13 protein-coding genes are annotated in these 16,413 nt (G+C 33.3%); all 13 read left to right on the top strand.

Features of this window, described 5'->3' with window-relative positions; all coding sequences use genetic code 11:
* Positions 1 to 115: 115 nt before the first annotated feature.
* On the top strand, positions 116 to 2,320 hold the full coding sequence (locus tag HYN56_RS03615) for a patatin-like phospholipase family protein (RefSeq protein WP_240622651.1): 2,205 nt from the start codon (positions 116 to 118) through the stop codon (positions 2,318 to 2,320).
* A 285-nt stretch (positions 2,321 to 2,605) separates the two neighbouring features.
* Positions 2,606 to 3,763: a homogentisate 1,2-dioxygenase gene (locus HYN56_RS03620; RefSeq protein ID WP_109190932.1), complete on the top strand. Its 1,158-nt coding sequence runs from the start codon at positions 2,606 to 2,608 to the stop codon at positions 3,761 to 3,763.
* Between the two features lie 161 nt (positions 3,764 to 3,924).
* Entirely contained in the window at positions 3,925 to 5,085 is a 1,161-nt protein-coding gene (hppD, locus tag HYN56_RS03625; protein WP_109190933.1) for a 4-hydroxyphenylpyruvate dioxygenase, read from the top strand.
* Between the two features lie 298 nt (positions 5,086 to 5,383).
* A complete protein-coding gene (locus HYN56_RS03630; protein WP_109190934.1) occupies positions 5,384 to 6,157 on the top strand; it encodes a DUF3108 domain-containing protein in 774 nt (257 codons plus the stop codon).
* A complete protein-coding gene (locus HYN56_RS03635; RefSeq protein ID WP_109190935.1) occupies positions 6,154 to 7,095 on the top strand; it encodes a tryptophan 2,3-dioxygenase family protein in 942 nt (313 codons plus the stop codon). Before HYN56_RS03630 ends, HYN56_RS03635 begins: the two co-directional genes overlap by 4 nt.
* Positions 7,096 to 7,119: 24 nt before the next feature.
* The gene (locus HYN56_RS03640; protein ID WP_109190936.1) at positions 7,120 to 8,340 is read left to right on the top strand and encodes a peptidoglycan DD-metalloendopeptidase family protein; all 1,221 of its coding nucleotides are present in this window, start codon (positions 7,120 to 7,122) and stop codon (positions 8,338 to 8,340) included.
* Between the two features lie 39 nt (positions 8,341 to 8,379).
* Positions 8,380 to 9,051, top strand: a complete 672-nt coding sequence (locus tag HYN56_RS03645) for a hypothetical protein (RefSeq protein WP_109190937.1) — start codon at positions 8,380 to 8,382, stop codon at positions 9,049 to 9,051.
* A 26-nt stretch (positions 9,052 to 9,077) separates the two neighbouring features.
* Entirely contained in the window at positions 9,078 to 9,698 is a 621-nt protein-coding gene (locus HYN56_RS03650; RefSeq protein ID WP_109190938.1) for a hypothetical protein, read from the top strand.
* Between the two features lie 79 nt (positions 9,699 to 9,777).
* Positions 9,778 to 10,353: a YARHG domain-containing protein gene (locus tag HYN56_RS03655; RefSeq protein WP_109190939.1), complete on the top strand. Its 576-nt coding sequence runs from the start codon at positions 9,778 to 9,780 to the stop codon at positions 10,351 to 10,353.
* Entirely contained in the window at positions 10,305 to 10,529 is a 225-nt protein-coding gene (locus tag HYN56_RS03660; RefSeq protein ID WP_146194566.1) for a hypothetical protein, read from the top strand. Before HYN56_RS03655 ends, HYN56_RS03660 begins: the two co-directional genes overlap by 49 nt.
* Positions 10,530 to 10,657: 128 nt before the next feature.
* On the top strand, positions 10,658 to 12,301 hold the full coding sequence (gene pgi, locus HYN56_RS03665) for a glucose-6-phosphate isomerase (RefSeq protein WP_109190941.1): 1,644 nt from the start codon (positions 10,658 to 10,660) through the stop codon (positions 12,299 to 12,301).
* A gap of 319 nt (positions 12,302 to 12,620) precedes the next feature.
* On the top strand, positions 12,621 to 15,872 hold the full coding sequence (locus HYN56_RS03670; RefSeq protein ID WP_109190942.1) for a TonB-dependent receptor: 3,252 nt from the start codon (positions 12,621 to 12,623) through the stop codon (positions 15,870 to 15,872).
* Between the two features lie 103 nt (positions 15,873 to 15,975).
* Complete coding sequence (locus HYN56_RS03675; protein WP_109190943.1) at positions 15,976 to 16,398, top strand: hypothetical protein; 423 nt, start codon at positions 15,976 to 15,978, stop codon at positions 16,396 to 16,398.
* Positions 16,399 to 16,413: the final 15 nt, after the last annotated feature.

A 16,413-nucleotide genomic window follows, 5' to 3' on the forward strand; every position in this document is an offset into this window, starting at 1 on the left:
AATTGCCGACTTTTACAAAACTAACTTGCAAATTTTTATGCGCCCGAATCAGTTTTCCATTTTAAATATCTCATCAAAAGAACTTCTTTCCAATTCAATTTGGAAAGTGGTGTCTATGATATTTGTCTTGTTGGTTCTTTTTTCACAAAAAACATTCTCACAAGAAATAAAAAAAGACAGTGTAAAAAGACCTAAAATCGGATTGGTTTTGAGCGGTGGCGGTGCCAAAGGTTTTGCACATATCGGAGTTCTTAAAGTTTTAGAAGAAGCGGGAATCAAAATCGATTATATTGGCGGAACCAGTATGGGTTCTGTAATTGGCGGATTATATGCTTCTGGTTATAATGCCTCACAAATTGATTCTATCTTCAAAAAAACCAATTTCGACGAATTAATAAGCGATTATATTCCGCGATCCTCCAAAAACTTTTACGGCAAAAAGAATGACGAATTGTATGCCATCGTTTTACCATTTAGTAATTTCAGAGTCGGCATTCCTGAAGCACTTTCAAAAGGAATGTACAATTACAATTTATTGAGCAGTCTAACTCGAAATGTTCGTCATGTTCGTGATTTCAATCAATTGCCAACTCCTTTTTTATGTATTGGAACTAATATAGAAACGGGCGAAGAAGTTTTATTGAACAAAGGAAATCTGGTTCAGGCTATGATGGCGAGTGCCGCTTTCCCTTCCCTATTTACTCCGGTAGAAATTGATGGCAATTTATTGGTTGACGGAGGTGTTGTAAACAATTATCCGATTAATGAAGTTCGAAAAATGGGCGCCGATATTATTATTGGTGTTGATGTTCAGGACGATTTAATGAAGAGAAAAAACCTGAAAAATGCTACCCGAATTTTGGTTCAGATTACCAATCTGCAGTCTATTGAAAAAATGAAAGGTAAAATAAAAGATACTGATGTTTATGTTAAACCTGACATTCGTGACTACGGCGTAATCTCATTTGACAAAGGAGAAGAAATCATCCGAAAAGGAGAAGAAGCCGCTTTTGCGGTTTATGAAAAAATTAAAACATTATCTAGCGAAACCACTTTTTACAAAAAGCCAAAATTAAAAGTTGCTACAGATACAATTCATATCGAAAAAATTAATACCGCACTTTTAGATAATTATACCAAAGAATACATTCGCGGTAAACTTCGTTTTAAACCGGGAAGCACCATTACTTATGACAATCTAAAAGCTGGAATTAATAACTTAAATGCCACTCAGAACTTTAGTGCCATCTCCTATTGTTTACAGCCAAATGGTGATAAAGATGATCTGGATTTAGTCTTAAGAGAAAATCCAACACAGACATATTTGAAATTGGGACTTCATTACGACGGACTTTATAAAAGTGGTATTTTATTAAATTTGACACATAAAAAAACATTCTTAAAAAATGATGTCACTTCTCTGGATATAATTTTAGGAGATAATTTCAGATACGATTTCAATTATTATGTTGAAAATGGATTTAACATCAGTTTTGGTTTCCGTTCCAGATTGAATCAATTCAATCGAAATGTCACAACCAGTTTAAGTAATTTGGTTTATGATAATCCAGGTGTCAATTTGATTAATGTTGATTTTATGGATTTGAATAATCAGGCTTACTTCCAGACTATTTTTGTACAAAAGTTCCTGATGGGCGGTGGTTTAGAATACAAGTATTTAAAAATCAATTCGCCTACGCTTGCCAACGAAGAAAATATCATTGACAAAAGCAGTTATTTTAGTGCATTCGCTTATTTGAAATACGATTCACTCGACGAGAAATATTATCCAAGTTCCGGATTATATTTCTCTACAGATTTGCAGACTTATCTTGCATCTTCAGATTACACCAATACTTTTAAACCGTTTTCGATGGCAAAAGCGGAAGTTTCTTTTGTGAATACCCTTTTCCCAAAAGCTACTTTTAGAATTGATGCCGATGCCGGCTTTACTTTTGGCAACAGCAGTGTCCCATTCTTTGATTATATTTTGGGAGGTTACGGTTATAGCAAGATCAACAACTTTAATTATTTTTATGGGTATGATTTCCTGAGTATCGCCGGAAACAGTTTCATCAAAACGGGAATTACTTTGGATTATGAGATTCTGAAAAAGAACCACATCAACCTTTCTGCTAATTTTGCCAATTTAGGAAATGATATTTTCAGCGGCGTGGATTGGATTTCGATGCCAAAATACACAGGTTATGCTGTAGGTTACGGATTGGAAACCATTATTGGCCCAATTGAAGTTAAACAATCCTGGTCGCCGGAAATGTCACGAAGTTTTACTTGGTTTAGTATCGGATTTTCATTTTAGTAATAAACATTTTTCCTATATATTTGGCTGAATAAAAAAGCATACTGAATTAATTTAATGCTAAAAAAATACAATTTGTAATTTTAATTAATAAAAATTACGATATTTGCTGTAATGAAAACTAAATGGACAGGTTTATTAGAGTATCTTCAATTCCTAATCAAGAGAAATCCTGAATAATGGCTCTATCGAATTGAGATAAATTAGTCAATTAAAATTGACTATTGACTCTATAATTCAAATTTTCGATTTATCTAATTTACAAATTATCTAATTGAAAAAGCCATGCCACTATATCACAAACTTGGGGACTTCCCTCAAAAAAGACACACCCAATTCGAAAAACCAAACGGCGGATTTTATTACGAACAGTTATTTGGAACAGAAGGTTTCCATGGACATTCGTCATTGTCTTATCATGTTCACAGACCAACTCAGGTTAAAGAAATTTTAAACTCGTATTCGGTTGAACCCAAAATTGCAATCGGAAAAAATATAAAATCATTACTTTTTAAAGGTTTTGAATTGAAACCTGAAAATGATTTTTTGGACAGCCGAAAAGCCATGTTAGTCAATAAAGACTGTATTATTGGTTTGGCCGCGCCGAAAGAATCACTTCGAAAGTATTTCTATAAAAATGCCGATGCCGATGAAATGCTTTTCATCCACAGAGGAAAAGGAAAACTAAGAACAATGTTAGGAAATATTCCGTTTGAATATGGCGATTATTTGATTGTTCCGCGCGGTATTATTTATCAAATCGAATTTGAAACAGAAGACAACCGACTATTTTATGTAGAATCGTATTCTCCGTTTTATACTCCAAAACGATACAAAAATCAATCAGGTCAGCATTTAGAGCATTCTCCATTTTGTGAGCGTGATTTTATTTTGCCAAACGAACTTGAAACGCATGACGAAAAAGGCGATTTTTTAATTAAAATCAAAAAAGAAGGCATGATGCATGAAGTAGTTTATGCAACGCATCCTTTTGACGTTGTGGGCTGGGATGGTTACAATTTTCCATACGGATTCTCCATTCACAATTTCGAACCTATAACGGGGCGTGTCCACCAACCGCCACCGGTACACCAGACTTTTGAAACGGCAACTTTTGTTGTTTGTTCTTTCTGCCCAAGACTTTACGATTATCATCCAAAAGCAATTCCAGCACCGTATAATCACAGCAATATAGATTCTGACGAAGTACTATATTATGTAGATGGTGATTTTATGAGCCGAAATAATATTGAGCAAGGACATATTACTTTACATCCAAAAGGGATTCCGCACGGACCAGCGCCTGGAGCAATGGAACGCAGTATCGGCCATAAAGAAACTCAGGAATTAGCTGTTATGGTGGATACTTTCCGTCCATTAATGGTTACTGAAGAAGCTATGGGTCTTGATGATGGTCAATACTACAAATCCTGGTGTGAATAAATTTCACTTTCGATCTAACCGCAAAGTTCGCAAGGATTTTACGCAAAGATCGCTATAAAAAACTTTGCGAACTTTGCGATTTTCTTAGCGCCTTTGCGGTTAAAAAAAATCAAACACAACATTTCGGTTTTATCAAATAACCGATTAAACAAATAAACATCATGTCAAAAGAAGTAAAATCAGTAGAATACGGATTAGAGAAAATATTTGAAGGAGCACAGGATTTCCTTCCATTATTGGGAACAGATTATGTAGAGTTTTATGTAGGAAATGCAAAACAATCTGCACATTATTATAAAACTGCTTTCGGATATCAGTCATTGGCTTATGCCGGATTGGAAACTGGAGTAAAAGACAAAGCTTCTTATGTTTTGAAGCAAGATAAAATCAGAATTGTTTTGACAACACCATTAACAGCTGATTCTCCAATCAACGAACATTTGAAAAAACATGGAGACGGAGTAAAAGTTGCAGCACTTTGGGTTGAAGATGCTACAAAATCTTACGAAGAAACCATGAAACGTGGCGCACGTTCTTTCATGGAACCAACTGTTGAAGAAGATGAGTTTGGTCAGGTAGTTCGTTCTGGAATTTACACTTATGGAGAAACGGTTCACATTTTTGTAGAAAGAAAAAACTACAATGGTGTTTTCCTGCCAGGCTATAAAGAATGGAAATCAGATTACAATCCAGAACCAACAGGATTAAAATACATTGATCACATGGTTGGAAATGTAGGTTGGAACGAAATGAATACTTGGGTAAAATTCTACGAAGACGTTATGGGATTCGTGAACTTTTTATCTTTTGATGACAAACAAATCACTACAGAATATTCTGCATTGATGAGTAAAGTAATGTCAAATGGGAACGGAAGGATCAAATTCCCAATCAACGAACCAGCAGAAGGAAAGAAAAAATCACAAATCGAAGAATATTTAGATTTCTATGGTGGACCTGGAATTCAGCATATTGCCATTGCAACCGATGATATTATTAAAACAGTATCGCAGCTAAGAGCACGCGGTGTTGAATTTTTATCAGCTCCTCCTCATACTTATTATGAAGCAATCCCTGAAAGATTAGGCGTTCATATGGATATGATGAAAGAAGATATTAATGAAATAGAAAAACTGGCTATCATGGTTGATGCCGATGAAGACGGTTACCTTTTACAAATATTTACAAAACCAGTTCAGGACAGACCGACGCTTTTCTTCGAAATTATTCAAAGAATGGGCGCAAAAGGATTTGGTGCAGGTAACTTTAAAGCGCTTTTTGAGTCAATTGAGAGAGAACAAGAATTAAGAGGAACTTTGTAAAAATGCATTTTTTTTGCATTTAAACGAGGATTTCACCAAAAAACGATGCTTTTTTTGCAAATGTTATGTTAAACTTGACTTTGGCTATTTGAAATCTGAACTTTCTATCTATCTTTGCACTCGCAAATCAGGAAGGGGTGGTTTCCTTCCGAATTGATATAAATTTCATAATTTATAGTTTTTTGGTTAGTTAATAGCATAAAAACTCAGTCATCCTTGACTGAGTTTTTTTGTTTTGGTACATTTGGAATAGAATTTGCATTTATTTATCTTTATAATAGAATGTAAAAAATGTACTATGAAAAAACTCATATTCACTATATTAGCCTTTACTTGCTTAGCCTTCGACTCCCAAAAAGAGGATTCTTTTGACACTGGAGAATTCTTCAAATTTCGAATTCACTACGGAATTGTAAATGCCGGATATGCCACTTTAGAGTTAAAAGATGCCACCATCAGCAACAAAAAAGTATTTCATGCTGTAGGTAAAGGCTATACAACCGGAATGTCAAAATTCTTTTTTAAGGTCGAAGATTTATACGAAAGTTATTTTGACAAAGAATCCGGAAATCCCTATCGATATGTTCGCAAAATTGACGAAGGCGGTTATACTAAAAATCAAGAAGGTTTTTTCAATCAAAACGAAAACAAGGTTTTAGTAAAAGATTACAAAAGAAAATCAGAAAAAACTATTGTAATTACTGATAATGTGCAGGATATTGTTTCGTCTTTTTATTTTTTAAGAAACCATCCCAGCATTGACAAATTGAAATCTGGCGAAGCCATTACAATCGATATGTTTTTTGATGATGAAATCACAAAATTTAAGTTAAAATTTGTAGGCCGTCAAGATATTACAACTAAATTTGGAACCGTTTCTACGATGGTATTTAAGCCATTGGTACAGACTGGAAGAGTCTTTAAAGAAAAAGAAAGTTTAACGCTCTGGATAACAGACGACGACAATAAAATTCCAATTAGAATTAAAGCAGATCTCGCAGTTGGCTCGCTAAAAGCAGATCTCGATGAATATAAAGGATTGAAAAGTCCGCTTAAAGTAAAAAAGAAATGAATTTAACTGATAATTCAGAAGCAATTTTAAAAGAAATTGATCTTAAATTTCAAGCCATAAATCAAAAAACCGATGTACAGTTGGAAGGATTGCTTTGGGCTAAACCAATCACCTATTGGGACTACATTCAAACCGATGCTCTTTTAAATTTACAAATTCAACGCACCACACTTCCTGACGAAATGGTTTTTATCATGTATCATCAGGTAAACGAATTGATCTTCAAAATGATTTTGTGGGAAATTGATCAGATTGCTGAAAAAGAAAACATTGAAGTTGATTTTTTCAGTGAAAGATTATCCAGAATTACAAGATATTTTGACATGCTTACCAATTCGTTTAGTATTATGGAAAACGGAATGGAAGTTGACCAATATATGAAGTTCAGAAATACACTTACACCGGCAAGTGGTTTTCAGAGTGCACAATACAGAATGATCGAATTTGCTTCTACTGATGTTATCAATTTAACAGACCGCAGATACAAACCCAATTTTGACGAAAACACCGATCTTGAAACTAGTTTTGAACATTTATATTGGCAAGCTGCCGGAAAAGATTATCATACTGGCGAGAAATCTTATTTGCTACAGGAATTCGAAAACAAATACAAAGTTCAATTCTTAAGACAAATGTCAACTTTCAAAACAAAAAATATCTGGCAAAAATTTTCTCAACTCCCGGAAAGCGACCAGCAAAATCCTGAATTAATTTCGGCAATGCGCCATTACGATAAAACGGTGAATATCACTTGGGTTATGCAACATCTTAATACTGCCAGAAAGTATATTTTGGAAAGCGGAAAAGGGAATGGAGAAGCTACAGGAGGAAGTGACTGGCAAAAATATATGCATCCAAAATACCAAAGACGCATCTTTTTTCCTAAATTGTGGACCGAAGAAGAATTGTCCAATTGGGGAAATGAAACCGAGGTTTAATTTCGCCACAAAAATCCCAAAAGTTTGAAAAAAGCAGTCGTAATTTTAATTGTCTTGTTTTCTATTTTTTCATGTAAAAAAGCAGAAGAAAAAGTAGAAACCAAAATTACTAAACCAGCAACCAAAAAAATAGAATTCGGTTTTAATTACGCAGATTTCAATGTTGTTAATGATACAATCTCAAAAGGAGATTCTTTCGGATCGATTTTACAAAGTCAAAATATCGGAGACAAAAAAGTACATGATATTGTAGAACAAGTCAAAGATTCTTTCAATGTAAGATCAATTCGTTACAACAAACCTTTCACTTTACTTCGTTCAAAAAACAAAACCAACAATCTTCAGGTTTTTATTTATCAGCCAGACGCTTTAAGTTATTATGTAATTGATTTAAGAGATAGCATTGCTAAGGCATACAAAAAAGTAAAACCTGTTACTTTAAAAAGAAAAATCATTGGAGGTGTTTTAAAAAGTTCTTTATCTGAAACTTTAGGAAACGAAAGTGTGGAAACAGCTTTGGCTAGCAGAATCACAAAAGTATTTTCATGGTCTATTGACTTCTTCAAACTTAAAAAAGGAGATCGTTACGGATTAATTTTCACAGAACGTTTTATCAACGGAAAAACATATGACGGTGTAGAAGATCTTGAAGCCGCATTTTTTGAATATAAAGGAAAAATTATTTACGCCTTTCCTTTTGAAAAAGATACTACTTCCGGAAAAATTGAATATTATGACGATGAAGGAAAAACACTAAAAAACTTCTTCTTAAAAACACCAATCAAATTCAGCCGAATCACTTCAAGATTCACGATGAATAGATTCCACCCAGTTCAACATACTTGGAAGGCCCACAAAGGAACTGATTATGCAGCTCCAACTGGAACACCAATTTCTACCACAGCTTCCGGAGTTGTTGAAACTACTGGATATACAGCTGGAAACGGAAACTTTGTAAAAGTAAAACACAACGGAACCTACTCTACTCAATATTTACACATGTCAAAAATCCTGGTTCGCCGCGGTCAGCGTGTAACACAAGGACAGACTATTGGTTTGGTTGGAAGCACTGGTTTAGCTTCTGGTCCTCATGTTTGTTATCGTTTCTGGAAAAACGGCGTTCAGGTTGATGCGCTTCGATTGAATCTTCCAACTGGAGAATCTTTAACAGGAAGTGACAGAACTCGTTTTATGCAACAAATTGAACCTTTGAAAAGAGAATTAGACAGCATTGGGAATTTGTAAGATTAAATTTCTATTTTAGCAAAAAATCCCAACATCTTTATGATTGAAAATTTTATTGCTTTCCGAAATTTCCCAACCTTAGTTCAAGCCAAAGAACTTGAAGTATTATTGAAGAAAAACAATATAGAAACTATTTTAGCAGATAATCTTCCTCCTATTGATATTACATTTTCAGGAAGTACTTTGCAAAATCAATATGAAGTAAAAATAGATCCTTCAGATTTTGAAAAAGCGGAATTAATTTTAGAAAATGAAACTGAAAATCTTCTTGAAACCATTGATTCAGATTATTATTTATTGAGTTTCACTAATGAAGAGTTATATGAGATTCTCTTAAACTCTGACGAATGGAATGTTTTCGATTATAAGCTCGCTCAAAAACTTTTAACAGAACGAGGCAAAACTATAGATACTGATATGCTGGCATCTTTGAAAAAAGAGCGTTTAAAAATTTTAGCAAAACCAGAAGAAAATCAAAAGCCGTGGATTATTGCTGGATACATTTTTTCACTTTTAGGCGGTGGCATTGGAATTGTTATTGGATATTCTCTTTGGAAATCAAAGAAAACGCTTCCAAATGGCGAAAGGGTTTATTCCTATTCTGAAGAAGACAGAAAACATGGAAAAACGATATTTTATATTAGTCTTATCGTTTTTCCTCTTTCATTTATTTTTAGTATTTTCTCAAATCCAGGAGATCTAAATTTCTAAGTTTTTAATTCAAAAATAGAATCAAAATGAAGAGTACACGCCTTAGAACTATTTATCATGAAACTTTTTCAGGTTTAAAATTGTTCTACAGAGACACCAATCTCTCTGAAAATCTAATTTTAAATTATAAAGTCGGACAGATTATTCAGGAAAAAGGTTTTACTGACATGAGCTCGATTGGCGGAGGACTTTCGGGAAATTTGAGATATTTAATTGCGAGTTCCCATCCAAAAGATTTATCAAAATTTAATCCTGATTCTGCAAAAATTGGTCATTTTCTTTTAGATTCAATTGCTTATTTTAAAGTATTGGATATTCAGAAAATCGACAACAAAACACAGGTTTTCCTTTTGAATATTCCTGATATTTCTATTTCACTTTTTAAAAATTCCTCTTCCAATTTAGAAGAAGAAATTATAGAAAAAGCTCAAAAACGCTTTCGCGAAAAAATCGATTTGCCTTTAATTCCGGAATTACAAACCGAAGAATGGAAAGAAAGAACCAAATTGCCACTTGGAATGGATGAAAATGGATTATTATTTTTTGATGATTCTAAAATTAAAACAGAATCTCCAAAAAGAATTGATGTTGATATTAACAAGAAAGTTATAGAGATTAATAAGAAACCGTGGTGGAAGTTTTGGTAATTTTAAATATCAACTACTAATAAAGTAAAACCGCAAAACGATATTATAATTTTTCAGATCTGTAACTTATTTTTTTAAGATGACTACTCCCAATACATTATTTAAAATAGCATTGAGTCTAACTCTTTTATTATTTATACAATCTGTTTCCGGACAAACATTAAAAGACTGTTCTTCATGCAAAACACACTTAATCAAAAAAGAACAGATTAAAGGTTTAAACAGTGACAACATCAGACTATTAACTAATGAGATTTATGCAAGAAATGGATATACGTTTGAAAATTCAAGATTTCAGGAGTATTTTGAAAGCAAACCCTGGTACAAATCAATTGGAGACAACAAAAAAGTTGCTTTAAATGACATAGAAAAGAAGAACATTACCTTCTTAAAAGACATAACCAAGACTTTAGAAGATCAGAAAAAAGAGCTGACTTCACAACTTAAAAATTTTAAAGAACTCGTTAATCAGGATAAAATTACCGAATTAAAAAGCAATTTTAATTTTAGCTATGAGCAAAAAGATAATACTGTAGAAAAGAAACTATTAAAAGAAGTTTTCAGCAAAATCATCTTAACGACATCAATTATTACAAAAACAAAGGAATGTTTAAAACAATTGAAGACAATGGATTTGTTCAGATTGAATACATGATTTATATTGAAAATGATGAAATCAGCATTTCATACAATTATATGACGCATTCCAAAATTATTGAAGATTTTGATGAATATACCGATTATCATTCTGAAAGTGAATTCAGTTATATCTGGCAATTTAAGTTTATTTCAAACAAACTCCATTTTATAAGACTCGCTATTGCAGGATAAGCTACAAAGGCAAAATACAACATAAAACGTTTTCGTAACTAATTGTTATATAATCGTGAACCGTTCCCCTTTTAAAAGTTATTTCAGTATTTTTGTGTTTCAGAAAACAAACTCAATTATAGATAAAAATGGCTTTAAACACAACAAACCCAACCGGGACTGAAGCGTGGAAAAATCTCCAAAATCACTATAACGCAATTCACGAAACCACAATACAAGAATTGTTTCAACAAGATAGTGCACGTGCCGAAAAATTTCATTTACAATGGAATGACTTTTTAGTAGATTACTCAAAAAACAACATCAGTCAGGAAACTGTTTCTCTTTTATTAGAATTAGCAAATTCAATTGGATTAAAAGATGCAATTTCTCAATATTTTGGAGGAGAATTAATCAACCAAACTGAAAATCGCGCTGTATTACACACTGCTTTACGCGCTCCAGAATCAGCAGTTATTACTGTTGATGGAGAAAATGTAATTCCAGAAGTTTTCGAAGTAAAAAATAAAATCAAACAATTTACAGAAGAAGTTATTTCCGGTCAAAGAAAAGGATACACAGGAAAAGCTTTTACTGACATTGTAAATATCGGAATTGGTGGTTCTGACTTAGGACCAGTTATGGCTGTAGAAGCTTTACAGTTTTACAAAAACCATCTAAATACTCATTTCGTTTCTAATGTTGATGGCGATCACGTAAACGAAATCATCAAAAAACTAAATCCTGAAACTACTTTATTTGTTATTGTTTCTAAAACTTTTACAACTCAGGAAACACTTTCGAATTCAGAAACTATTAAAGAATGGTTTTTAAAATCAGCTTCTCAGGAAGATATTGCAAAACATTTCGTAGCAGTTTCGACAAACATTCAGAAAGTAACAGAATTTGGAATTAATCCAGACAATGTTTTCCCAATGTGGGACTGGGTTGGAGGAAGATTTTCTTTATGGAGCGCAGTTGGTCTAAGTATCGCTTTAGCCGTTGGTTTTGATAATTATAATGATTTATTGAAAGGCGCTAATGAAATGGATGAGCATTTCAAATCTGCAGAATTTGACGAAAACATTCCGACAATTTTGGCTTTGTTAAGTATTTGGTACAATAATTTTTATGGTGCTGAAAGTGAAGCTTTGATTCCGTACACACAATATTTATCAAAATTAGCTCCCTATTTACAACAGGCTTTCATGGAAAGCAACGGAAAAAGTGTTGGCCGTGATGGCAAACCTGTTAACTACCAAACGGGAACTATCATCTGGGGAGAACCGGGAACAAACTCTCAGCACGCTTTCTTCCAGTTAATTCACCAGGGAACAAAAAGAATCCCAACAGATTTCGTTGGATTCGTAAAACCACTTTATGGAAACGAAGATCACCACGATAAATTAATGTCCAATTTCTTCGCTCAGACAGAAGCTTTAATGAATGGAAAAACAGAAGCTCAGGTTCAGGCAGAATTTGACAAACAAGGACTTTCAGCAGATAAAGCTTCTTACCTATTACCTTTTAAAGTATTTACAGGAAATAAACCTACCAACACCATTTTAATTCAGAAGCTTACACCAAAAAGTTTAGGCTCTTTAATTGCACTATATGAACATAAAATTTTCGTGCAAGGCGTTATCTGGAATATTTTCAGTTTTGATCAATGGGGAGTTGAATTAGGAAAACAATTAGCTAATTCTATCCTTGACGAGATCAATTCTAAAACTGTTAAAAGTCATGATAGTTCAACTTCATTTTTGTTGAATCATTTCCTAAAAAATAAATAAAACCAGAAATTTAAAAATTTCATAACATTTTGAAACGCCTTAATTTAATCGAAATTAAGGCGTTTTTTCGTATAAAATACCGACAAAAAGTATTAAAAAGTCGTCAATTTGCGCGTTATGGACTACAACACAATTCAAATAATTGCATTTTTAACAAAAAAGACATATCAAAATTCAACAAATCAATATTTTTTTTATCAAAAAGAGAAAAATTCATTTTAATGCGCAACACAAAAGACAAAAGTTATTTTTCTTAACATTTCGATAACATTATCTGAGTTAATTGTTATAATTTTGCCAAAAACAAATAACAAAACAGATGAAAAAATTGTCAAAGTTTCTCTTACTGCTTTTAGCGTTTATTTATGCAGGAGATATTTATGCACAAGGTAACACAACTTCTTCTATCAATGGAGTTGTTTACGATTCGCAAAACAAGTCCCTGCCAGGAGCAACGATTCTTGCAGTTCACGAGGCTTCAGGTAGCCGTTACTCAACCACAACGGATTTTGATGGTCACTTTAGAATCTCTAACATGCGTGTTGGTGGTCCTTACAAAATCGAAGTGACTTTCATTGGTTTCACAACCTACACAGAGTCAGGAGTTTATTTACAACTTGGTGATTCTAAAAGTTTAAAAGTTGTCTTAAAAGACGAAACAAACCAACTTAGTGAAGTTGTAGTTGTAGGTAAAAAAGACCCAACTTTCAACTCTAAAAAGACTGGATCTCAAACAATTATCGATCACGAAAAGATAACAGAATTACCTTCTTTATCTAGAAATATTGCTGATTTTGCCAGACTTACACCTCAAGCTCAAATGCGTAATGATGATGTAATCTCAATTGGCGGACAAAATAACAGATTTAATGCAATCTACATTGACGGAGCTGTAAACAACGACGTTTTCGGATTAGCTGCAAACGGTACAAACGGTGGACAAACAGGAGTTTCTCCAATTTCATTAGATGCAATTGAGCAATTCCAGGTGAGTGTTTCTCCTTACGATGTTAAATTATCAGGATTTGCCGGAGGTGCAATTAGTGCAATTACACGTTCTGGAACAAATAACTTTGACGGTTCTGCTTATTTCTTATACAGAGATCAATCTTTGGCAGGAAAGACTCCAACACGCAGCGGAAGTGGTGTTGAGAGAAAAAGATTGGGTGATTTTACAGCACAAACTTATGGTGTTAGAGCTGGTGGAGCAATTTTAAAAGATAAATTATTCTACTTCATTAACTATGAAAGACAGGAAAATGAAACACCACAGCCTTTTGATATTGCAAATTACACAGGAACTACAAAAGCAGCAGGGCTAGAAGCTTTAAGTAATTATTTAATAAACACCTATAATTACAACCCTGGAACATATCAAAATAATAAATTATCATTAACAAGTGATAAATTAATTGCTAAGGTTGACTGGAACATTAATGATAATAATAAATTATCTGTTAAAAACAGTTATGTAAAAGCTACAAACTTTTCTCCATTCCGTTCTTCAAACACTGCAATTAATTTCTTGAACGGTGCTCAATCTTTTGAATCTATTACAAATTCAGCATCGTTAGAATTAAACACTAGATTCAACAATAAATTTTCGAATAACTTAGTTGTTGGATACACAACTGTAAATGATGATAGAGATGCATCTGGAGATCCATTCCCAACGGTAACTATTAGAGATGGTGTTGGTGCAACGATTTATTTTGGATCTGAAGCAAGTTCAACAGCGAACTTATTAAACCAAAGAGTCTTAACTATTACAGATAACTTTGAAATTAATGTGGGTAAACATAATATTTTAATTGGTACTCACAATGAATTATCTCACGCTAAAAACGTATTTATCAATAGAAACTACGGAGCGTATGATTACAATAGCGTAAGCGATTTTATGACAGGAGTTAAGGCATACCGTTATCGTCTAGGATATTCATTATTTGGTGGTTCAGGAGATGACTCTAAAGGAGCTGCTGATTTCAACATGAATCAATTTGGTTTATATGTTCAAGACAACATCAGAGTATCTGATAACTTCCGCTTAAATGTTGGTGTAAGAGCTGATATGCCAGTATGGTATGATGGACTTGTGAATGAAGATTTTAATACAAGAACAATTGGCCTTTTAGAAGCTAAAGGAAAAGATTTAAAAGGAGCAAAAGTTGGTCAACCTATTAAAAGCACAGTACATTTCTCACCAAGAATCGGTTTTAACTACGATGTTGACGGTGAAAAAATTACTCAAGTTAGAGGGGGTATTGGTGTATTTACATCAAGAGTTCCATTAGTATGGCCAGGTGGAGCATACAATAACAACGGTATTTCTCAAAACAGTATCCAAATAAACAATGCTACTGCTACTCCTACACCAGATTTCAATCCTAACACTAATATTGACAGCCAATTAAGTGGTGTTGTTCCTCCAGCTCCATTACCTGGAAGCGGGAAAGTAGGTGGAAATATCGATTTATTTGCTAAAGATTTTAAGCTTCCACAAGTTTTGAAAACTAGTTTAGCTTTAGATCGTAAATTAGGTGCTGGCTGGGTAATAACTGCTGAGGCAATTTGGAATGAAAACCTTAACTCAATCCAATACCAAAACTTAAACATTGACGCACCTGTAACTCATTTAACAGGAGCAGACAACAGACCAAGATACAACGGAAATGTTCGTATCGATAATACTTACCAAGGTATTTATTTAGCATCTAATAAAAAAGCAGGAAGCTCATGGAACACAAACTTTACTGTAGCTAAGAACTTCACATCAGATTTTATTGATGCAAATATTTCAGCAACTTATGCTTATGGAGAGTCATATGTTTGGATGGATGCAACAAGTTCTCAAAACAGTTCACAATGGCAATACATAGAAACGGTTAACGGTTCAAATGCGATTTCCGGAGTATCTAGATCTGATTTTGATCAAGGATCAAGAGTACTTGCTAATTCTTCTATAAAATTCAAATGGAATAAATCAATTAAAACTACGATTGGTCTTTTCTACGAAGGTACTCAAGGAACTCCTTTTAGCTATGTTTATGATGACACTGGTAACTTATTGCGTGATACTTTTCAGCCTTCAGCTTTAATTTATGTTCCTGCTAACAAAGGTGAAATAATTTTCACTCCTACTGCGACAATGACAGCAGATCAACAATGGGACGCTTTTAATAATTATATCTCTCATGATAAATATTTGAACAGCAGAAGAGGTAAATATGCAGAACGTAACGGAGATCGTTTAGACTGGAGTCATGTTGTAGATGTGAAAATTGCTCAGGAATTCTCAATCAATGTTAATAAGAAAAGTCATAAATTAGAATTTACAGCTGACATCTTTAACTTTACAAACTTGTTAAACAAAAACTGGGGAAGAAGATACTTTATGTCAAACGATCAGATCTTAGTTCTTAAACACAGTGGATTCTTAGCAGATGGAACAACTCCAACATTCACTTTTAATCCAAGTACTACAAGTAATGTTAAAAACCAAATTGATGACGTAGGTTTACAATCATCAAGATGGCAAATGCAAGTTGGAGCTAGATACTCTTTCAACTAATAAAGAACCATCCTAAATAATAAAAACGGCATTGACTTTTAAGTTTAATGCCGTTTTTTTTAGGCTTTTTTGTTATATTTGTTTCAAACAAAAAACAAGATTTATGTATAATTTTCTACAAAAATTTCACTCCGGATGGGCATATCTGGCATTGCTTCTTTTACTAGTTGCCGTGGTAAATGCAATCATCGGATTTACTTCAAAAAAAGAATTTACTGCTAAGGATCGTAAAATCGCTTTATTTGCTTTAATTGGTATTCATACACAATTATTAGTCGGTTTGATACTATATTTTGTTTCTCCACTTGGAAAAGCAGCTTTTGGACAAATGTCTAATGCAGAACTTAGATTAACATCATTAGAACACCCTTTAATTAATCTTATTGCTATCGTCCTAATTACAATTGGATGGTCTAAACATAAAAAATTAATCAACAGCGAAGCTAAATTTAAAACCTTTGCTATTTTTTACGGATTAGGATTATTACTTATCTTAAGTAGAATTCCTTGGAACCTTTGGTTCTAGAAAATACCAATTAAA

Source organism: Flavobacterium crocinum (assembly GCF_003122385.1).
GTDB lineage: Bacteria > Bacteroidota > Bacteroidia > Flavobacteriales > Flavobacteriaceae > Flavobacterium > Flavobacterium crocinum.

Excerpts from the sequence above, each read along its gene's own strand:
- HYN56_RS03635 (WP_109190935.1), top strand. The coding sequence starts at position 6,154 with ATGAATTTAACTGATAATTCAGAAGCAATTTTAAAAGAAATTGATCTT.
- HYN56_RS03615 (WP_240622651.1), top strand. The coding sequence starts at position 116 with ATGATATTTGTCTTGTTGGTTCTTTTTTCACAAAAAACATTCTCACAA.
- pgi (WP_109190941.1), top strand. The coding sequence starts at position 10,658 with ATGGCTTTAAACACAACAAACCCAACCGGGACTGAAGCGTGGAAAAAT.
- HYN56_RS03650 (WP_109190938.1), top strand. The coding sequence starts at position 9,078 with ATGAAGAGTACACGCCTTAGAACTATTTATCATGAAACTTTTTCAGGT.
- HYN56_RS03645 (WP_109190937.1), top strand. The coding sequence starts at position 8,380 with ATGATTGAAAATTTTATTGCTTTCCGAAATTTCCCAACCTTAGTTCAA.
- HYN56_RS03675 (WP_109190943.1), top strand. The coding sequence starts at position 15,976 with ATGTATAATTTTCTACAAAAATTTCACTCCGGATGGGCATATCTGGCA.
- HYN56_RS03660 (WP_146194566.1), top strand. The coding sequence starts at position 10,305 with ATGTTTAAAACAATTGAAGACAATGGATTTGTTCAGATTGAATACATG.
- HYN56_RS03620 (WP_109190932.1), top strand. The coding sequence starts at position 2,606 with ATGCCACTATATCACAAACTTGGGGACTTCCCTCAAAAAAGACACACC.
- HYN56_RS03670 (WP_109190942.1), top strand. The coding sequence starts at position 12,621 with ATGAAAAAATTGTCAAAGTTTCTCTTACTGCTTTTAGCGTTTATTTAT.
- HYN56_RS03655 (WP_109190939.1), top strand. The coding sequence starts at position 9,778 with ATGACTACTCCCAATACATTATTTAAAATAGCATTGAGTCTAACTCTT.
- HYN56_RS03630 (WP_109190934.1), top strand. The coding sequence starts at position 5,384 with ATGAAAAAACTCATATTCACTATATTAGCCTTTACTTGCTTAGCCTTC.
- hppD (WP_109190933.1), top strand. The coding sequence starts at position 3,925 with ATGTCAAAAGAAGTAAAATCAGTAGAATACGGATTAGAGAAAATATTT.